The 18,690-nt window shown below is 70.4% G+C and carries 16 protein-coding genes; 7 read left to right on the top strand and 9 right to left on the bottom strand.

Going from position 1 to position 18,690, the window contains the following annotated elements; all coding sequences use genetic code 11:
• Positions 1–56 precede the first annotated feature (56 nt).
• Complete coding sequence (locus tag IEY88_RS13585; protein ID WP_189155045.1) at positions 57–1,616, bottom strand: S8 family peptidase; 1,560 nt, start codon at positions 1,614–1,616, stop codon at positions 57–59.
• A gap of 160 nt (positions 1,617–1,776) precedes the next feature.
• Between IEY88_RS13585 and IEY88_RS13580 the strand changes: the two genes are divergently transcribed.
• From IEY88_RS13580 to IEY88_RS13565, 4 genes are all read left to right on the top strand, one after another.
• Positions 1,777–4,632: an ATP-binding protein gene (locus IEY88_RS13580; RefSeq protein WP_189155044.1), complete on the top strand. Its 2,856-nt coding sequence runs from the start codon at positions 1,777–1,779 to the stop codon at positions 4,630–4,632.
• Positions 4,633–4,698: 66 nt separating this feature from the next.
• Positions 4,699–4,887: a hypothetical protein gene (locus IEY88_RS13575; protein WP_189155043.1), complete on the top strand. Its 189-nt coding sequence runs from the start codon at positions 4,699–4,701 to the stop codon at positions 4,885–4,887.
• A gap of 200 nt (positions 4,888–5,087) precedes the next feature.
• On the top strand, positions 5,088–6,248 hold the full coding sequence (locus IEY88_RS13570; protein WP_229693346.1) for an AI-2E family transporter: 1,161 nt from the start codon (positions 5,088–5,090) through the stop codon (positions 6,246–6,248).
• A gap of 43 nt (positions 6,249–6,291) precedes the next feature.
• Positions 6,292–7,332 carry a fatty acid desaturase family protein gene (locus IEY88_RS13565; RefSeq protein ID WP_189155041.1) on the top strand — a complete coding sequence of 347 codons (1,041 nt, stop codon included), beginning with the start codon at positions 6,292–6,294 and terminating at the stop codon, positions 7,330–7,332.
• A gap of 133 nt (positions 7,333–7,465) precedes the next feature.
• On the opposite strand, the gene IEY88_RS13560 is transcribed toward IEY88_RS13565, so the two are convergent.
• The 7 genes from IEY88_RS13560 to IEY88_RS13535 all read right to left on the bottom strand — a co-directional run bounded on the left by IEY88_RS13560 (position 7,466) and on the right by IEY88_RS13535 (position 13,288).
• Positions 7,466–8,035 (bottom strand): GNAT family N-acetyltransferase, encoded by a 570-nt coding sequence (locus IEY88_RS13560; protein WP_189155040.1) that lies wholly within the window; start codon positions 8,033–8,035, stop codon positions 7,466–7,468.
• 5 nt (positions 8,036–8,040) lie between these two features.
• A complete protein-coding gene (locus IEY88_RS45460; RefSeq protein ID WP_194518677.1) occupies positions 8,041–8,187 on the bottom strand; it encodes an RGCVC family protein in 147 nt (48 codons plus the stop codon).
• 363 nt (positions 8,188–8,550) lie between these two features.
• On the bottom strand, positions 8,551–9,327 hold the full coding sequence (locus IEY88_RS13555; protein ID WP_229693345.1) for a transglutaminase-like domain-containing protein: 777 nt from the start codon (positions 9,325–9,327) through the stop codon (positions 8,551–8,553).
• A gap of 89 nt (positions 9,328–9,416) precedes the next feature.
• Positions 9,417–9,572, bottom strand: coding sequence for a DUF6307 family protein (locus IEY88_RS13550; RefSeq protein ID WP_189155039.1), 156 nt, complete (start codon positions 9,570–9,572; stop codon positions 9,417–9,419).
• Positions 9,569–10,102 (bottom strand): DUF5994 family protein, encoded by a 534-nt coding sequence (locus IEY88_RS13545; protein ID WP_189155038.1) that lies wholly within the window; start codon positions 10,100–10,102, stop codon positions 9,569–9,571. Before IEY88_RS13545 ends, IEY88_RS13550 begins: the two co-directional genes overlap by 4 nt.
• Before the next feature lie 411 nt (positions 10,103–10,513).
• The gene (locus IEY88_RS13540; protein ID WP_189155037.1) at positions 10,514–10,903 is read right to left on the bottom strand and encodes an STAS domain-containing protein; all 390 of its coding nucleotides are present in this window, start codon (positions 10,901–10,903) and stop codon (positions 10,514–10,516) included.
• A gap of 324 nt (positions 10,904–11,227) precedes the next feature.
• Positions 11,228–13,288: a fimbrial biogenesis chaperone gene (locus IEY88_RS13535; protein WP_189155036.1), complete on the bottom strand. Its 2,061-nt coding sequence runs from the start codon at positions 13,286–13,288 to the stop codon at positions 11,228–11,230.
• Between the two features lie 262 nt (positions 13,289–13,550).
• Between IEY88_RS13535 and IEY88_RS13530 the strand changes: the two genes are divergently transcribed.
• Together IEY88_RS13530 and IEY88_RS13525 are read left to right on the top strand one after the other, a co-directional pair.
• Positions 13,551–13,940: an HPF/RaiA family ribosome-associated protein gene (locus tag IEY88_RS13530; protein ID WP_189155035.1), complete on the top strand. Its 390-nt coding sequence runs from the start codon at positions 13,551–13,553 to the stop codon at positions 13,938–13,940.
• Positions 13,941–14,241: 301 nt separating this feature from the next.
• Complete coding sequence (locus tag IEY88_RS13525) at positions 14,242–16,956, top strand: AfsR/SARP family transcriptional regulator (protein WP_229693414.1); 2,715 nt, start codon at positions 14,242–14,244, stop codon at positions 16,954–16,956.
• Here IEY88_RS13525 and IEY88_RS13520 read toward each other — a convergent pair.
• On the bottom strand, positions 16,923–17,441 hold the full coding sequence (locus tag IEY88_RS13520) for a hypothetical protein (RefSeq protein ID WP_189155033.1): 519 nt from the start codon (positions 17,439–17,441) through the stop codon (positions 16,923–16,925). The two genes, IEY88_RS13525 and IEY88_RS13520, sit on opposite strands and share 34 nt — an antisense overlap.
• A gap of 247 nt (positions 17,442–17,688) precedes the next feature.
• Between IEY88_RS13520 and IEY88_RS13515 the strand changes: the two genes are divergently transcribed.
• Positions 17,689–18,666 (top strand): zinc-binding dehydrogenase, encoded by a 978-nt coding sequence (locus tag IEY88_RS13515; protein ID WP_189155032.1) that lies wholly within the window; start codon positions 17,689–17,691, stop codon positions 18,664–18,666.
• The last annotated feature ends 24 nt before the right edge of the window (positions 18,667–18,690 follow it).

The raw sequence follows: 18,690 nt of genomic DNA, 5'->3' as shown, positions 1-18,690 counted from the left end.
CCGCAATCTTGGGCCGCCTGGTGCAAGTCACCAGGCGGCCCAAGCGTTTTGCGAGATCAGAGACTGAGGCTCCAACCCTCCAGCGTCCCGGCGTCGTAGCGGTAGACGTCCTGCACGCTCAGCTTCCAGTCGCCGTTCCGCACCTCGGACGAGAGGTTGGCGGTGAACGTCTGGCGCACGTCGTCGGCGTGGTCGGACGCGCTCGACTCCTTGAGCCGGTACGAGGTGCCGTCCGGCGCCACCAGCGACACCACCAGGTCACCGCGGTAGGCGTGCGAGATCGCCACCTCGACCTGAGCGAACGACGAGCCGTTGCCCTCACAGCCCGAGACGGCGATCGTGCTGCTGACCGCACCACCGGCGTCCGGAACGGCGACGTCGGTCTCGTTGGACTTCTTGGCGCACTCCGGGCCAGGGCCCCCGGTCAGTCCCTTGGTGTACAGCAGCTTGTTCGGCGAACCGGTGCCCGCGTTCGTGACTTTGCCCGGCGTGGCCGAGTCGACGATCGCCTTGTTCACCTCGGCCTGCGTCGCGTTCGGGTGGCCCTGCAGGTACAGCGCGGCGGCCCCGCTGACCAGCGGCGCCGAGAAGGACGTGCCCTGGTCGGACCGGGTCGCGGTGTCGCTGCCGTAACTCGCACCGGTGTTGTTGCCGCCGGGTGCGAACAGGTCGACGCAGCTTCCGGTGTTCGAGAAGCCCGAACGGGAGTCGTTGCGCTCGGTGGAGGCCACGGTGAGGCCCTCCGTGACACGGGCCGGGCTGTAGCCGCAGGCATCCGCGCCGTTGTTGTTGCCGGCAGCGAAGACGTAGACGAACCCCTTCTGGATGGAGGCCCTGATCTGCTCGTCCCCGATGCCCGCCACGTACTGGCCGAGGCTCATGTTGACCACGGCGGGCTTGCGGCCGTTGGCGTCGATCCACTCGACCGCGTCGATCAGCAGGTCGTCCGGGCCCGCGTTGCCGCAGTCGAACACGCGCAGCGCGACCAGCTTCGCCTTCTTCGCCACGCCGTAGGTCTTGCCGACCGACGTGCTCGCGGTGTGCGTGCCGTGGCCGTGGCAGTCCTGGGGAATCGGGTCGTTGTCGAAGAAGTCGTAGCCGTTCGACGCCCTGCCCTCGAACTCCGAGTGCGAGACGCGGGTGCCGCTGTCGACGTTGTAGACGGTCACGCCCTCACCGGTGGCGTTGTACTCGTACTTGGTGTCCAGCGGCAGGTTCGCCTGGTCCACCCGGTCGAGGTTCCACTGCGCGTTGCTCTGGACCTCGGAGCCACGGGCGGTGCCGGTCTGGTGCACCGACTTCACCGCCGGGTTCGCGGCCAGGCGCCTCGCCGCCTGCTCGGACAAGCCCTTCACCGAGAAGCCCTGGATGGACTTCGACCACGTGGAACGGATCGTGCCGCCGTACTGCTCCGCCAGGGACCGCGCCGCGGACCCGACCGAGGCGGCGCTCGCGCCCGCCGCGTCGTGCAGGCGGACGCTGTACCAGCCCGCCGCCCAGGGTTCGGCGGCCGGCACGACCGCCTTCTCCTGAGGTGCCGCCACCGCCTGCGGCACGACGGTCCCCAGCGCGACGACCACCGCCGCGAGCAGGGTGCACTTCGTGTGCTGTTTCATCTGCATGGCTCCTCGTCCGAGCGGCATGGGCAGGGTGCCGCCGCTCGTGCCCACCCTGGGGCCACCGCGGACCCCGGCACATCGGAGCCGGAATTCATCGGGGATACCCAATCATTGCGACATCTGGCGCAAGGGTTACCGGCCAGTACCATCGCTGTGCATGACGGTCCCCCTGTCCGCGGCACGGCCACCTCGTTCGGTCTTCGTCGGCCGCGCCGCGGAGCTGGCCGAGCTGGCACGGGTGGCGATGCGCCCGCCCGCTCTCGCGCTGGTCGAGGGCGAGGCCGGGGTCGGCAAGACCCGGCTCGTCCGCGAGCTGGTGCGCCGTCCCGAACTCGTCGGGCGGACGATCCTGCTCGGATGCTGCCAGCCGATGCGCGAACCGTTCCCCTACGGACCCCTCGTGGACTTGCTGCGCGACACCTCGCCTCTGCTGGCACGCGTGGCCGGGTCCCTTTCACCGATCGTGGGCGCGCTGCGACCGTTGCTGCCGGAGCTCGCGCCGTTGCTGCCGCCCCAGCCTCCCCGGGGTGACGCCGCGACCGAGCGGCACAAGATCTTCCGCGCCGTGCGCGAGCTCCTGGCCGCCTACGGCCCGTTGGTGCTGGTGATCGACGACCTGCACTGGGCGGACGAGGGGACGCAGGACCTGCTCCGGTTCCTGATGACGCCGCCGACCGGGAACCTGGCCTTGGTCGCGACCTGCCGCCGTGACGTGCACGGTGCCGGAGCGTGGTCGGTGCTCGAGCCGGCGCACCGACTGCTCTCCGGTGACCAGACGGCGTTGCTCAGGCTGCGTCCGCTCGGACCGGTCGACGTCGGGGTGCTCGCGGCCGGGCTCCTGGGCACCCGTGCCGTAGGCAGCGACTTCGCCGCCGCCCTGCACCACCGCACCGCGGGCATCCCGTTCGTGGTCGAGGAAGTGCTCCGCGAGTTCCGGGAGATCGGCGCGGGGCCGCAGTCGCGCACGCTCGACCTGGTCGACATCCCGGTGTTGCTGCGCGACACGATGGCCGAGCGACTGCGCCGCCTGGGGCCGGCAGTGGCCGCGGTCGTGCACGCCGCCGCCGTGCTCGACGCCCCTGCGACCGAGGACGACCTGGTCACGGTGTCGGCGCTGCCTCCCAACCGGGTCGCACGAGCCGTGACGGACGCACTGGCGGGCGCCGTCCTGTTCGAGGTCGGCACCGGCCGCTACGCGTTGCGGCACCCGCTGGCGAGGCAGGCCGTGGACGTGTCGATCCCCAGCCCGCAACGGCGCAAACTGCACGCGCGCGCCGCCGAACTGCTGGCCGCTCATCCCGACCGGGTGCTCGTCCGCCTGGCACACCACTACCGCCAGGCCGGCGACCTGCCGAACTGGGTCAGCCGCACAGTCGCCGCAGCCGACCACGCGACCGAGATCGGCGACACCGCGCTCGCCCTTCAGGTGCTCGAGACGGCACTCGCCGACGAGACCCTGCCCGCGCGATCCGCCCGCACTCTCGCGGTGCGGCTGAGCCGGGTGGCGGTCACGGGCATCGCGCGGGTCAGCACGGTGGAACGACTGCAGTCGCTGCTGCGCGGAGGTCTGCTCACCGGCACCGCGCGGGGCGAGGTGCGGATCAACCTCGGACGCCTGCTGATGAACCAGACGGGCCGCATCGAGGAGGGCCAGGGCGAACTCGAGATGGCCGTTCTCGACCTGACCGACCGCCCCGCGCTGGCCGCACGCGGCGCCGCCGCCCTGACGCTGCCGACGTTCGGCTGGCGTCCCGTCTCGCACCAGTTCGGCTGGCTGGACAAGGCCACCGGGCTCGCCGCCGCCGCACCGCGCGACGACGAGCTGTCGATGATCGTGAGGGCCAACCACCTGGCGCTGCTGGCCGGTGTCGGCGACCCGTCGTTGCAGCCGCTGCTCTCCACGCTTCCCCGCGCATCGCGCTCACCACGAGTACGCCGCCAGCTCGCCCGCGCGTTCAACAACATCGGCGACTCGTTGGCGTGGATCGGCCACTACGCGCAGGCACGCGAACTGCTCCAGGTCAGCGACACGCTCATGTCCGACGACGACGTGCCATACCTGTGCACCCTGCGCAACGGCACCAGGCTGCGTGTCGACGCCGTGACCGGATCGTGGGCCACGCTGCAAACCGATGCCGCGCAACTGGTCGAGCAAGCCGGCGAGATGCCGTCCCTCGCGATGGACGCCTTGCTGGCGCTGGCGTCGACGACCTTGGCCCGGGGAGACCGGGACGCCGCCGGGTGGTACCTCGACAGCGCCCAGGCAGCAGCACCCGAGACCCCGCCCCTGCAACTCGCGGTGTCCGCGGCACGGGTGGCGCTGGCACTGGCCCGCAACGACGTCGCGGCGGCCGCGGTGGGCGCGGACCGTGCGCTGATCCGCGTCAACGCCAAGGACAACTGGGTCTGGGCAGCCGACCTGGTACCGCACGCGGTGCGCGCGTTCCAGCGGGCGGGCCGCAGCACCGATGCCGTTCGCCTGGCCGAGCAGTACAGCTCGAACGTCAGCGGCACCGACGCGCCCTTGGCGGCAGCAGCCACCATGCTCGTCACAGCGTTGGTGGCCAAGGATCCCGCGACAGCGCTGGACGGCTACCTGGAAGCCGCCGCCACCTATGCCGGACTCCCCCAGCCACACACCGCGGCAACCATCCACGAAGCAGCCGCATCCGTCGCCATCACCCTCGACGACCACGCAGCCGCGTTGTCCAACCTCACCATCGCGTCGGACATCTACACCGAACTCGGCTGCGCTCGCGACGCCGAGCGGTGCCGCCGAAGCTCACGGCGCTTCCGCCCAGCCCGCCCTCGCGGCCGCAAGGGGTACGGCGAGGAACTGTCGCCCCGCGAACGGGAGGTCGTCGATCTCGTCGCCGCGGGCCGCACGAACCGGCAGATCGCGGATGAGCTGTTCCTGTCCCCCAGGACAGTCGAACACCATGTGGCTCGGGCGATGCGCAAGCTCAACGTTGATTCACGAGCAGCTTTCCAGGCAGACCACTCGGCGGGGTGACTTCGCATCTTCTCGCCTGCGGTCGACTCGGCGTCCATTGTGGATGGGCGGTGACTTCCCGCCCTCGTGGTTCCGCTCCGGCAACGGCCTGGCCGTCAAGATAGCGATCCCGAGGAGTCGATCTTCCGCGAACTGGACCCCGTGCTGACGGCCGCTGCCGTCGAAGGACTGAACTGGCAGGGCCTCGGCGCCTTCACCGAGGAGCTCGGCGCCGCGCCGAGCGGCGTGGACCACATCCCCGAGCGAGTGCGTTGATCGAGGCTTGCGGGTCGGTCCCGCCAGACCGCCACGAGCAACCTCCTGCAAGACGAGCCTCGGCCTTCGAACGCCGAACCGCCCAGCTGGTTTGCGACCGCCGTGGCAGGGCACTCCGGCAGAGGCAGGCGAACGCCTGCCGAACTCATCGATGATCCCAGACCCCGGCGTCGGAGATCGGCACTGGAGGTGCGGACGTGGTGAGCACCGATCGCGGTGACGTGCCGGCCAGGCGGGACCCGATTCCCGGCGTCCTGCGGGTCAGTGCGGCGTTGAGCTGGCGCTTTCTCGTCGTGGTCGCGGCGCTGTACGTCATCGGTGTCATCTTCAGCAGGCTGGCGGCGCTCGTCGTGCCGCTCGCGATCGCGCTGCTGCTGGCGGCCTTGCTCGCGCCGGCCGTCGATTTCCTGATGGCGCGGCGGGTTCCCAGGGGTCTCGCGACCGCGCTGGTGCTGGTCGGCGGGCTGCTGCTGCTCGGCGGGATGCTGACGTTCGTCGTGGTGACGTTCGTCAACGGGCTGCCGGACCTGTCCGCGCAGCTGGCCCGCAGCATCGACGCGGTGTCCGGCTGGCTGGTCAACGGCCCGCTGCAGCTGAGTGAGACGCAGCTGCGGGACTTCGTCGACCGGATCATGAAGACGGTGCAGGACAACCAGTCCGGCATCACGACGGGCGCCATCACCACCGCGGCGACCGTCGGCGAGATCTTCACCGAGATGCTTCTGGTGCTGTTCGCTCTCGCGTTCCTCCTCTACGACGGTCCCAGGATCTGGCAGTTCCTCATCCGCGTCGTGCCCGGCGGGCCGCGCAGGCGGGTCGACGTGGCGGGCCGGCGCAGCCTCGCCGCACTGGTCAGCTACGTCCGCGCCACCGGTGCGGTCGCGGTGGTGGACGCGATCGGCATCGGCATCGGACTGGCCGTGCTGCGCGTGCCCTTGGCGGTTCCGCTGGCGGCTCTGGTGTTCATCTGCGCGTTCGTCCCGATCTTCGGCGCGGTTGTGGCCGGTGCGGTGGCCGTGGTCATCGCGCTCGTCGCGAACGGTCCCCTGACCGCGGTGATCGTCCTGATCATCGTCATCGCCGTGAACCAGCTGGAAAGCCACATCCTGCAACCGTTCCTGCTCGGCCGCGCGGTGAAGCTGCACCCGCTGGCGGTGGTGCTGGCCATCGCGGCAGGCCTGCTCGTCGCGGGCATCGCGGGCGCTCTGCTCGCCGTTCCGCTGCTGGCGGTGCTCAACTCCGCCATCCGCTCCCTGCGCAGCGAGGCCGACGAACACGTGTCGCCCGCGGACGTGCACACCAGCCAACCCGAAGAGTCCGGCCCGGACGAACCCGGCCTGGACACCGAAGCCGACAAGTGAATCCCTCGACGGCTCCTCGCAGCCGATTACCCGGAGCAGGCACATGACCTCAACGCACGTCGCCGTGGCAGACACGGCCGACCGCCCTCGCGGCAGCGATTTCGCCCGCCTCACCAAGGAACTCAAGGCCGCCGGCCTGCTGGAGCGGCGGCGCGGCTACTACCTGCTGCGGATGACCGCCAACGCGCTGCTGCTCGGCACGATCGCCGTGGCGTTCGCGCTGCTGGGCGACTCCTGGTGGCAGGTGCTCACGGCCGTGGCCCTCGCCGTGGTCTCGACCCAGCTGGCGTTCATCGGGCACGACGCCGGGCACCGGCAGATCTTCCGCAGCCATCGCAACAACGACGTCGTCGGGCACCTGCACGGCAGCCTCACAGGCATCAGCTACCAGTGGTGGGTCGCGAAGCACAACCGGCACCACGCCAACCCCAACCACGAGGACCACGATCCCGACATCGAGATCCACGCCCTCGCGTTCAGCCGCGCCCAGGCGACCCAGAAACGCGGCCTGTACAGCTGGATCACCAAGCACCAGGCGTTCCTGTTCTTCCCGCTGCTGACCGCTGAAGCGGCCGTGCTGCGGATCTCCGGCCTGGTCGCCCTGTGCCGCAGGGAACTGCGCAACCCGTGGCGCGAGGCCGCGTTCCAGATCGTGCCGCTCGCGGCATACCTGGTGGCTGTGTTCGTGGTTCTCTCTCCGCTGAAGGCCATCGTGTTCATCGCCGTGCACCAAGGGCTGATGGGTGTCTACCTGGGCTGCTCGTTCGCTCCCAACCACAAGGGCATGCCGATCATCGCCCAGGGACAGCGCCTGGACCACCTGCACAAGCAGGTGCTCACCTCTCGCAACGTCACCGGCGGCCGATGGGTCGACGCGCTGCTCGGCGGGCTCAACCACCAGATCGAGCACCACCTGTACCCGCACATGCCCCGCCCCAACCTGCGCCGCGCGCAACCCGTCGTCGAGGACTTCTGCCTCCGGCAAGGCATTCCGTACAGCAAGACCACCATGATCAGGTCCTACGCCGAGGTCCTGCGCCACCTGCACGACGCGGGAGCGCCGTTGCGCGGCGCGGCACGGTGATCAGACACGAGGAGACGACTCGCGGACCTGCTCGCGGCCGAACGGTCGCGGCAGGGCCAGTTCACCGAGCTCATGGCGCTCGGTGGCCGCTTCCCGTCGCCGAACCGCTGAACACGCCGAGGACCTGAAGCCATCAGTCGCGGCCGGGTGGTCCGGCTGACGAAACCGCGTCCACGTCGAGGTCCGCCACGCGAAGCCGGAACACCTGCAGGTCGAGGCCGAAGTACTTCCCGGTCTCACCGACCCAGTGCATCCCGTTCTTCCGCACGGCGGACGAGGCGCGCGTGTCGCCTGTGCGGACGACGGCGAAGACCTCGTACACGTCATGGCCGAACGCCCACCCGGCGAGGGCGTGGGTGGCCTCGGCGGCGTAGCCCTGGCCCCACACGTCGGGCCTCAGCTGCCAGCCGACCTCCAGGTCCTCCCGTCCGGGCGGCAGCGGGAGCAGGTGCGCGCCGCCGACCAGCTGACCGTCGGCGTTGCGCTCGACCGCCCATCGCCCGGCCGGAGCCGGAACGCGTGCGCTTTCAGCGATCCACTGCTGCAGCAACAACCTCATCGCCGCTGCGTCCGGGACCTGGTCCATCTCCGGACTGAGCCAGCGAGTGACCTCGGCACGGCCGTAGACCTCGAGCGCGGCCGCTGCGTCCTCGGCACGCCAATCGCGCAGCGTCAAACGGCTGGTGGTCAACACGTTCGTCATCACGGTCATGGGCAGATGCATCCTCGCGTGAGCGCGGACGCGGTCGTCGCGGTGCAGTAGCGCGCGCCGAGCGAGTCGTGCTCGTTCCACAGGTGAGGACACACCGTGCAGCTCGCATTGTCGTCGGGGGCGGCGGTTCGTGACTCGGGCATGCGGAAGCTCCGATGGTCGGTGCTGGAAGGGGGAGAACGAGACCGTCAGCGCTTGCGCCTGATCGGAGAACCGGGCGACGGTTCGATGACGGCCGGGTCGGGCGACAATGGCCGCCAGCTCCCGGCGAAGTGAGGTCCGTCGGTCAGTCGTTTCCCTCGTGACGCGGGGAAAGACGCGGTGGACGATGACGCGGTGGGTGATGGTGCAGTGGTGCAGAGCTGATCCGAGTTCATCTCGGCGCTCCCGCCTCCAGCCGAACACGGCCGGGCTTCCTGATGCGCCCAAGGCGGCTCCAGCTCGAACGCTGTCGCACGACGTGCCCTCGGTGGTTCTCATCCTACTCCGCGGAGGGCACCTCCCGCTCAGCGCCAGGACGGGGCCAGGTCCTCTTCCGCCTGCACGACCATCGACTCCAGCCTCGGACCACCGAACGTGGTCACCATGGCGACGTCAGCCGCATCGCGACCCCGGCCGATGACGACGCGTCCCTTGCGGGGCTCGTTGTTGCGCGGGTCGAAGGTCCACCAGCGGTCGCCCAGCCAGACCTCCATCCACGCCGCGAAGTCCATCGCCGTGTCACCGGGCGGCACGTCCAGGTCCGGCAGGTAGCCGAAGACGTACCGGGCGGGAATGTTGAGCGCGCGGCAGAACGAGATCGCCAGGTGCGTGAAGTCGCGGCACACGCCGAAACCGGCCGCGTTGACGTCGGCCGCGGTGGACAACGCGGTGGAGGTGCCGTAACCGAAGTTCAGCGACTCGTGGACGTGCCGGCAGATCTCCCGCACCCGGCCGTAGCCGGGTGGATGCGCACCGAACCGCGACCACGCCTCGTCGCCCAGCACGTCGGACACGCAGTACCTGCTGGGCAACGTGTACAGCAGCACGTCGTCGGGAAGTCCGTCGGGCAGCGTCTCCGGCACGGTGTCGTCCACGTCCTCCGTCCTGTCCGGCACGTCCACCCACGCGCTGTAGTGCACTGTGGACAGACCAGCGGGAAGCACGACACGGGTGTTGCGGTTGCCGTACGGATCGAGGTGGTGCCGCATCGGCACGTCCGGCTTCACGTCCAGGTTCTCCTGGCTCATCCGGATGTCCGTGTTCCACAGCGGTCGCACGAGGAAGACCGCGGGCGTGGGCACCTCAGCTCGATACGTGAACGCACAACCGACGCGGAGCAGTCGGGTGCCCCACGTCAGCTGTGCCGCGCCAGTGCCGTAATGGCGCGAATTCACCGAACTCGCTCGGGTATGTGGTCCAGTGCGCTCAGCACACGCACCGCGAGATCCCGTGCGGCCTCGCCCACGAGGTCGGTCCGGTCGGTCAGCACGTCCTGCACCATCTTGAGCCTGCGCTCATACGCGGATGTGTGGAGCGTCGTGGTCATAGATCTCCTCGAAACGTCTGTTCGGGTACGCGGCTGCCGCCAGCGGCCACTGGGTCCGCAGTGGACATACCCGTTGTGGTGCCGCGGAGCAGAACCTCGACGGTGTCGATGTTGTCCCGCTCGGCGGCACAGGTCATGGCGTGGTGGGCGGCGGAAGGTTCGGTGTCCGGCGGGACGAGGAGCAGCGTCAGACGGCGCCGGTCCCCCGCGATGACGTCCACGGTGTGCGCGGGCCTGGACCAGAACCCGCTCAGCCGCACCCGGAGGCCGTCCGCGGCGATCTGACGCGGCGCGGTGTCCCACTCGATCAGGTTGTAGCTCACCCGCGGGATCTCGCCCAGCCGAACTGCCAGCACCGCGAGCAGCGCGGGCAGTTCGGCGGCGAGGTCCCGGGAACGCGGCCACCAGGCACCGTCGACATACCCCGTGGTGAGCGCCTTCGGCCGCAACCGCAATCGCAGCGGACACCGAGGCTGCTCGTTGGCCGTGACGGCCGGAGGGGCGATGGAAAGGTGAGGAGCCGACGTCATGCCGGGACTCCCGTCTCCGGCCCGAAGCGGACCGGTTCAGGTTTCGCCGAGTGCGACGTGAGCTTGATTGCCCGCGTGCGAGATGCTCTCGACAAAATCGACACTACACCATTTCCGCCCGATCAGCAGAAAACAGTTCTCATGTCACAAAATCACGATCCAGCATTTGCCACAAAAACTCGGGCGGCAGTCGTGCGGCGTCAAGGGCCGAGCGCTCGGCATCTCTCCAGTTCAGCGCCCGGCCAGCACTGCGACAGCGAGCACGGCAGCCGCGACCAGCCTCGATCGTGCATCGGAATTTTCGCTCGCCGAGCGATCTCCAGCGGCAGAATGGCCTCGGAGGTATTCGGACACGACGTCCCGGTCGAGAACGCCGATTTTTCTTCGATTTCGGTTCCAGCGAACCTGAGGTCACGCTTCGCGGTGTGCTGCTGCCGTGCGCAGTGCCTCCACCGCGTGTGGAACCGTCTCGTGCAACAGCAGTACGCGATCCATGCCCGCGGTCAGCAGTGAACGCCGCGCTGAGCGGACCGTCGCCACGACGGCGAACCCTGTCCCGGCCTGCCGCGCACGCTGGTTGGCCTCACCCAGGATCGACAGTCCCGACGAGGCGAGGAAACCCACCGCCAGGTAGACCACGATCCCCACCGGACAGCTGTTCAACCCGTCCTCGATCGCGGCCCGCAACTGGCCCGCGTTGGTGATGTCGATGTCGCCGGTGACCGCCATGACCACAACGCCGTCGTGGTCGATGGTGTCGATGCTCAGGTCTGAAATGCCGTCGCTGTGCGTACGCGTCATCGTGTACCGCCGGCCATGCTCGACCACCCTCCCCTGACCGCCGTGTGCCGGTGCCAGGCTCGCACCGATCAGCGGTTCCCGCTCGCCCAAATGCCCCGCAGCGCTGTGCACCGACACCCGATGGTGGACGTCCGGCCCTCTGACACGAGGCGAGCTGACGGGAAAGCGCTGCCACGGCTGATGCGATCACCCGTGAGCCCGCCCGAGCTGTACGGGCGGGCCGGACGGCCATGGAGGAGCTCGGGGCGGTGGGGCCCTGGAACTCCTCCCGGCCGCTCGTCGGGTTCTACCGCCAGCACACCGTGATCGAGAGGTGGGTGCCGGTCACCTGACGGCCGCGGTCAGCGCGTCCACCTGCAGTCGCGTCGAGCCCTCCGCCCGCACGGTGATCCGCACGGACCGGGTCCCGTCACGCAGCCGCACGTCGGATTGCTGGTGCCGCAGGTAGTTCAGGCCCGCCGAGCCGATCGTCACCGGCTCGGTCAGCGTGGAGGCCACCTCACGGCCCGCCTCGTCGAGCTCGGTGAGCACGAGCCTCGCGGTGCCGTCACCACGCAGGATCGCGTTGGGCACAAGGGTTCCCGGCCGCACCGCGACCGTCGCGTGCACTTCCAGCGTCGCCGGCTGCGCTGAGGTGGCCTCGCGGAGGGTGCCGCAGTCGGCCACCAGGCTCCAGCGCGAGCACAGCACGCCGAATCCCGGCTTGGCGCGGTCCTTCGTGAGGTAGCCGAAGGCGATGCTGTTCGGGTGCGGTGGCGTACGCGGGTCGTCGTAGAGCTCCCAGGCCATCGTGATCGGCACCTGGAGGCCATCCGTCGTCCGCAGCGACCGCCCGGTGTAGTCGGCTTGTTCGCGCTCTTGCTGCTCGCCCGGCGCGCTCTTCCCGATCTCACCCACGAGCACCGTGCCGGCCGGGAACTTCTCCCGCAGCCCGCGCACCGCCCCGTCCAGCACGTCCAGGTTGCCGTAGCCGTGGACGTCGACGAAGTCCATCGGCTTGCCCACGAGAGCGTCCGCGAGGTCCGCGCCGTCGGTCGACGCGTGCATCACGGACACTCCGCGCTTGCCCCTCGGCACCGCCGTGCGGTCGTAAACCATGGCCACGTAGGCGCTCTGGAGGTTCGGCTGCTTGCCCCGCACGCCGGTCGTCTCGTTCTGCAGGTCGTAGTACAGCACCGCGCCGCCGGGCTCGAGGGCGTTGACGTAGGTGTTCATCCAGTTCGCGCTGGTGACGGCGAACTCGGCCCACTTCGAGCGGCCACTCGGCCAATCCGCGTTGGTCAGCCGGCTGTTGGCGAACGCGACCACGAGCCGGATGCCGCGCTGCTTCGCGATCTCGGCCAGGTCGGCGAGGTTGCGGGCCTGCGCTGCCGCGTTCGTGCTCTTCTCCGGCCACAGCACGACCCTCGCGACGGTGCCGCCGGCGGACGCCATCACGTCGAAGTCGTGCGCGACCTGGTCGCGCACCTGCGGCCACACCGCGTCGTCGAGGTACTCCTGGTACCGCTTCTCGTGCTCCGGCAGGTAGTTGAAGCCCGCCCAGCCACGCGCGTCCCGCAGGATCGTGACGCTCGCGTGCGTCACCACCGAGCCGCCTTCGTAGACCCGCACGACCTTGCGGTCCGCGCCGCGCGTGCTGATCGCGGCCGATCCGCCGCTGAGCGGCGTCTCGGTGCCGTCGTCGTTGACGAGCCGCGCCTCGCCTCCGGTCCAGCGCACGGTCGCGCTGCCGGTGCCGTCCGGGTCGACGACCACGGGCCGGTCGAATGAGGCCGACGCGCCGGAGTCCGCGGTGACGACGAGAGTGTCGAGCAGGTGTTCCTGCGCGGTGCCGGACCACAGCGTGAACACGGTGGTGCCACGGCTGATCCAGGTGATCCGGCCCGTCCCGGACGGACCCTGCGCGTACAGCTTCTGCGGGTTTCCGCCGTGCGACACCCACACCTGGGCGTCGCTCAGCGCCGTGGCCCACGACAGGTCGATCGTGCCGGTGGTGCCGGGCGCGAGCGCGAGGTGCGTGCGGTCGGCGCCCAGCCGGCCGGGCGCTCGTGCCGTGCTGCTCGTGGTGCCCAGCACGGTGCCGAAGTTCGGGCCGCCGCGCAGCTCGAACGTCGTCGTGGTGCCGTTGTAGAGGTGCGGCCAGGTCGCGCTGCCGTTCACCTCGTGCCGCCACAGCTTGGCGGCCTTGCCGGTCTCGCGGATCCAGACCTGGACCGTCTGGTTGCCGTCGGTGCGCCAGCTGACGCCGACCGACGCCGTGTTCTGGCCCGGCGCCAGCGTCACCTCCGTCGCGGACACGCTGATCTGGTTGCTCGCGTGCGCCGGCGCCACGAGTGTGGCGACCAGCGCGACCGCGAGCACGATCGTCTTCCCCCAGGTGCTCATGCGCCCCATCTGAGCAGATCGGGCGCCGGCGCGGGAGGCGGTTGGACGCTGACGGCCGCGGAACTCCCCAGCGGGACCGCGAGCAGCGAACTCGAGAGCGTATGCCGGGCAGGGCCTGGGCGACGGCTTGCCGCACTCTCACCGCAGCTCAGCACCCTGATGCGGAGTCCAGGTACCCCACGCGCCGAACGCCGCCGGGTTTGAACCGGCCGCTCACGTGGTATCGATCAGCACCATTTCTGTCCCGTTCCGGAGGGTGCTCATGCAGATCCAGGTCAACACCGACCACAACATCCACGGTGGCGAACGACTGGCCACCTATGTGACCACCGACCTGGAGAACAGCCTGTCCCGGTTCAGCGGCTGGTTGACCCGCGTGGAAGTGCACCTCAGCGAGGACGGGGGCGGCAAACCGGAGGACAAGAAGTGCGTCATCGAGGCGCGGCCGGGAGGCAAACAGCCGGTCGCGGTCACCCACCACGCGACGACCGTGGACGACGCGTACGCCGGGGCGGCGCACAAGTTGGGACGGGTGCTGGATTCCCAGTACTCCCGCGCCCACGACCACAAGGGCAGTGAGAGCATCCGCCACATGCCCGCTCCAGACGACCTGGACCAGGTCGGCGTGATCGAGGACGAGCCTCGGAGCTGACCAAGGCGGCACAACGCCGCATGGATCATCGGCCGAACCCCTGGTCGGGTGTGCCGGCCAGGGGTGACGGCCGTGGACGCCAGCGCCGTTCTCCACCCGCTCGCCTGGTTCCGAGCTTCGAAGCCCCTTCGACGACCTGAACAGGTCTTGCTGCACCTCGCCGTATCCGGCTCCGCACAGGTCTACGCCGTACACCTCGGAATCGTGGTGTCCGGCGGGAACGCGGCGGGCGCCGGCGTCGTCCGATGGACGAACACCCGAGCAGGTCCTGGGGAGCGGGGGAGCCATCAGCCGGTTGAGCGTGCGGGTGCTGGGCCCTCTGGAGGTCTGGCGGGACGGCCGCAGGGAGAATCTCGGGGGCGTCAAGCAACGGGCCCTGCTCGCGCACCTCGCGCTGCACGCGAACGCCGATGTCTCACTCGACCAGCTGGTCGAGGCCCTGTGGCCCGCGACTCGGCCGCGGTCGGTGGTGCAGAACGTCCGGACCTACGTCTGGCGGCTGCGGCAGTTGCTCGACGAGCGCCTGCGCACCCACGGCACCGGTTACGTGCTCGAGCTCGGGGCTGACGAGCTCGACGCGCTGATGTTCGACGAGCTCGTCGCGGAAGCCCGCCGACGCCCCGGTGCGGCGCTCGGATTGTTGAGGCGGGCGGAGTCCCTGTGGCGCGGCCGTCCGCTCGAGGATCTGCCGGACCACGACGCGTGGACGCCCGCCCTCGCCCGGCTCGACGAGGCCCGGCTCGCGGCGACCGAGCAACGGCTCGGGTTGCGGGTGGCCTCGGGTGAGTACGCCGAAGCGATCCCGGAGCTCCGGGCGTTGCTGGTGGAGCACCCCTACCGCGAGAGCGTGTGCGGACAGCTCGTGCTCGCCCTGCATCAGGACAACCGGCGTGCTGAGGCGTTGCAGGTCTACGCGGACATGCGCGCGCGGCTCACCGACGAGCTCGGACTGGAGCCCGGAGCCGCGTTGCGGGAGGCCCAGCTCGCGGTGCTGCGCGACGAACCGGCAGCAGCTCCTCTCCGTCAGCTACCGCCGGTGGTGTCCGATTTCTGCGGCCGCGCGGGCGAGATCGCGGTGCTGACGTCGGCGCTGCGGCAGGGCCCAGCACCGGCCGCGGTGACCGGGCCTCCCGGGGTCGGCAAGTCGACGCTCGCGATCCGGGTGGCGCACCAGGTCGGTGACCACTTCCCGGACGGACAGCTCTACGTCGACCTCGGCGGCACGTCCGGCCACCCGCGCGAACCGGGTGAGGTGCTCACGGAACTCCTGCACGCCCTGGGGATCACGGGCGCCGGACTGCCCGCGCAGGTCGCCGCGCGAGCCGCGCTGTTCCGCTCGAAGCTCGCCGGTCGACGGGTGCTGGTGGTGCTCGACGACGCCTCCTCGGTGAGCCAGCTCGTGCCCCTGCTCCCGGCCGACGCGGGCTGCGCGGTCCTGGTGACCAGCCGGCGCAGGCTACCGGAGCTGCCCGGCGCGCTGCAGGTGGAGCTGTCACCGTTCTCCCCGGAGGAGGCGGCGGAGCTGCTCGCCGCCATCGCGGGCGAGGACCGGGTGTGTGCCCAGCCCGGCGAAGCGGCGGCGATCGCGGCGGCGTGCGGGCACCTGCCACTGGCGATCCGGGTGGCAGGAGCGCGGCTGGCCGGGCGTGCCAGATGGTCGATGCAGGTGCTGCGCGAGCGGCTCGTCGACGAGTCGACGCGGTTGCGCGAGCTCACCTCAGGTGAGCTGGCCGTGCGGGCGAGCTTCGACCTGAGCATCCGGCAGCTGCCCCCGCACGAGTTCCAGGCGTTCGTGCGGCTGGCGTTGCTCGGCCCGCACGACTTCCCGAGCTGGGTGGTCGAGACACTGCTCGGCGAACCGGGCACGGAGCACCTCGTGGATGGGCTGGTCGACGCTCATCTGCTCGAGACCTTCGGCGCGGACGACATCGGCCAGCCGCGCTACCGGCTGCACGACCTGTTGCGGTGCCACGCTCTGAACCACTCACTGCCGGACCGTGGGGCCGCGCTCGAACGGACGCTGCACGCGTGGCTGTGGCTCGCGGTCACGGCCGCACGGCGGTTGCCCGTCACGTTCGGCACCACCATCGCCGACGTCGCCCCGGTCGCGGCACCGGAACACCTGCTCGCCGAGCCCGTCGCGTGGTTCGAGGCAGAACGGCGCACGCTGTGCGGCGCGGTCGACATCGCGGCGGACGCGGGCCTCGACGAGGTGGCGTGGCAGCTCGCGGCGGCCTGCGTGCCGTTCTTCGACCTGCACAGCCACTACGAGGACTGGGCACGCACCCACGCGCGGGCGTTGCGGAGCGTCCGCGCGGCCGGCAACAAGGCGGGCGAGGCGGCGTTGCTGCGCGGCATCTCGCAGGCGCACATCTACCGCAGTGAGTTCACGGAGGCCGAGCTGGGACTGCTTGCGGCACAAGAGCTCTATCGCTCGCTTCGCGACGACCGCGGTCAGGGCATCTCCCTCGCGGGCATCGGCGTGGTGTACCGGCTGCGGGCGGAGTACGAGCGCTCGATGGAGTTCTACACCGAAGGTCTGCGGCTGCTGGAGCTCGCGGGTGATCTGCATTCCGTCGCACACGTGCGGGCGTCGATCGGCTCGGTCCACGGCTCGCTCGGCAGGCCCGAGGAGGCGCGGAAATGGCTCACGAACGCCCGGCGGCTCGCCGCGGACCTCGGTGACGCACACCGCGAAGCTCTAGTGCTGGTAAGGCTTTCCGCGCTCTACCGCAGCACGGGCGAGCACGAGCAGGAGCTGGCGAGCGCACGCCGGGCCGTCACGATCCTGGCGGACCTCACCGACGAGCGGTGCACGGCGTTCGCCCAGGTCGAGCTGGCCGAGGCGTTGATCTCGAACGGCCACCCGCAGGAGGCGCACACCCTCCTGCTGCAGGTGCTGGAAACCTACCGCCGCACCGGGAACCGGGAAGGCGAACCCGCCGCGCGGCGAGCACTCGCACGCGCGGCGGGATCACTGGATCAGTTGCTGTTGCCGGGCTTCCAGCCGAGGTAGTTGCGGAAGTAGCCGGTCGAACTGCCGTGGCCGATCTTGCCGCCGACGCTGGTCGACCAGAAGCCGCCGTTGCCGTCCGCGATGCCGACGTGGCCGTACTGGCTGGTGTTCCAGAAGACGAACGCGCCCCTGGGCGGCGTGCCGGTGGTGCGGCGGGCGCCGTCCGAGGACCGCCAGTGGGCGATCGCCGACGCGTGGTGCGTCGAGCGGTCCCACGCCAGGCGGACGGCGCGCTCGCAGTAGCCCTCGTACGCCGTGCTGCCGCGGCGGTCGGACATCCACTTGATGGCGCCGGCCGCCGTCTGCTGGATGGCGACGTCGCCTTCGACGGCGGACGCGGTGGCCGTGTCGTCGAGCCACGGCTGCGCGATCTCGACGTTCGGGCTGAACACTTCCCCGCCGGCCGCACCGGCCGGAGCGGCTGTGCCGATCAGGGCCGCGCCGAGCAGGCCGATGGCAGCGACCGTGACTTTGGTGAACCGCATGAGATCCCCTTCTCGCATGTCTGCACTGCTCACACAGCGTCCGGGGATCGCATACACGGCCGATACATCGCCGATACACGGCGTGAGAGCGGGGTGGATGACCTCGGAGCGCAGTGGTGCGAGGGACCAGACGGGCACGCACGCCTGGCGGGCTGTGACCTCACGCTCATCGACGTCAGCAGGGGCATGGCGCAGCCCGCTGCCGCGTTGTGGTCACACGTCCCCTGACCACTCGGAAAGGCATGTCATGCGCGCACTGGTCCAGCAGAAGTTCGGTGACCCCGCCGAGGTCCTCGAGGTGCGGGAGGTGCCCGCTCCGCGGCCCGGTCCCGGAGAGGTCCTGGTGCGGGTGTTGCTCTCCCCCGTCCACAACCACGACCTGTGGACCGTGCGCGGCACCTACGGTTTCAAGCCCGAGATGCCCGCACGCTCCGGCACCGAGTTCGTCGGGGTCGTCGAGTCGCTCGGCGAGGGCGTGGACGGCCTCGAGGTGGGCCAGCGCGTCGCCTCCGGTGGCACCTTCGGCGCCTGGGCCGAGTTCGTGGTCGCGCCCGCCCAGACGCTCATCCCGGTTCCCGACGCCATCGGTGACGAGGCAGCGAGCCAGCTGGTGTCGATGCCCTTCAGCGCCATCGCGCTGCTCGACTCGCTGGAGCTCGCCGAGGGTGACTGGTTGGTCCAGAACGCCGCCAACGGAGCCGTCGGCAGGCTCGTCGCCCAGCTGGCGGCGGCCCGCGGCGTCCACGTCCTCGGCCTCGTGCGCCGTGCCGACGGCGTGGCCGAGCTGCGCGAGCAGGGCATCGGCGACGTCGTCGCCACGGACGACGACGGCTGGCGCGACCGGGTCCGCGAGATCGTCGGCGACGCCCCGGTCAGGGCCGGTGTCGACTCGGTCGGCGGTGCGGCCGCGGGCGACGTCGTCTCGCTGCTCGCCGAGGGCGGCCGGCTCGTCGTGTTCGGCGCGATGGCCTCCCCCACCCTCGAGATCAGCTCGGGTGACGTGATCTTCAAGCAGGTGACCGTCACCGGTTTCTGGGGCAGCAAGGTCTTCCCGGCGATGGCGGCCGGCAAGCGCGCCTCTCTGCTGGGCGAGCTGGTCACGGGCATCGCCTCGGGCGCGCTCACCCTGCCGGTCGAGCACGTCTACTCGCTGGAGGAGATCGCCGGCGCCGCGCGCGGCAACGCGGCTCCCGGCCGGAGGGGCAAGATCCTTCTGCGTCCCTGACGGGTCCGGACCGCGACCCGCGGA

The sequence above is a fragment of the Lentzea pudingi genome, from assembly GCF_014646255.1.
GTDB classification, from domain to species: Bacteria; Actinomycetota; Actinomycetes; order Mycobacteriales; family Pseudonocardiaceae; genus Lentzea; species Lentzea pudingi.
The sequence above is the reverse complement of the archived record's forward strand: the minus strand, read 5'-3'. Positions and strand labels throughout refer to the sequence as shown.

Excerpts from the sequence above, each read along its gene's own strand:
- IEY88_RS13545 (WP_189155038.1), bottom strand. The coding sequence starts at position 10,102 with ATGACGTCGGCTCCTCACCTTTCCATCGCCCCTCCGGCCGTCACGGCC.
- IEY88_RS13550 (WP_189155039.1), bottom strand. The coding sequence starts at position 9,572 with ATGACCACGACGCTCCACACATCCGCGTATGAGCGCAGGCTCAAGATG.
- IEY88_RS13540 (WP_189155037.1), bottom strand. The coding sequence starts at position 10,903 with ATGACGCGTACGCACAGCGACGGCATTTCAGACCTGAGCATCGACACC.
- IEY88_RS45460 (WP_194518677.1), bottom strand. The coding sequence starts at position 8,187 with ATGCCCGAGTCACGAACCGCCGCCCCCGACGACAATGCGAGCTGCACG.
- IEY88_RS13535 (WP_189155036.1), bottom strand. The coding sequence starts at position 13,288 with ATGAGCACCTGGGGGAAGACGATCGTGCTCGCGGTCGCGCTGGTCGCC.
- IEY88_RS13565 (WP_189155041.1), top strand. The coding sequence starts at position 6,292 with ATGACCTCAACGCACGTCGCCGTGGCAGACACGGCCGACCGCCCTCGC.
- IEY88_RS13515 (WP_189155032.1), top strand. The coding sequence starts at position 17,689 with ATGCGCGCACTGGTCCAGCAGAAGTTCGGTGACCCCGCCGAGGTCCTC.
- IEY88_RS13520 (WP_189155033.1), bottom strand. The coding sequence starts at position 17,441 with ATGCGGTTCACCAAAGTCACGGTCGCTGCCATCGGCCTGCTCGGCGCG.
- IEY88_RS13585 (WP_189155045.1), bottom strand. The coding sequence starts at position 1,616 with ATGAAACAGCACACGAAGTGCACCCTGCTCGCGGCGGTGGTCGTCGCG.
- IEY88_RS13560 (WP_189155040.1), bottom strand. The coding sequence starts at position 8,035 with ATGACGAACGTGTTGACCACCAGCCGTTTGACGCTGCGCGATTGGCGT.
- IEY88_RS13580 (WP_189155044.1), top strand. The coding sequence starts at position 1,777 with ATGACGGTCCCCCTGTCCGCGGCACGGCCACCTCGTTCGGTCTTCGTC.
- IEY88_RS13530 (WP_189155035.1), top strand. The coding sequence starts at position 13,551 with ATGCAGATCCAGGTCAACACCGACCACAACATCCACGGTGGCGAACGA.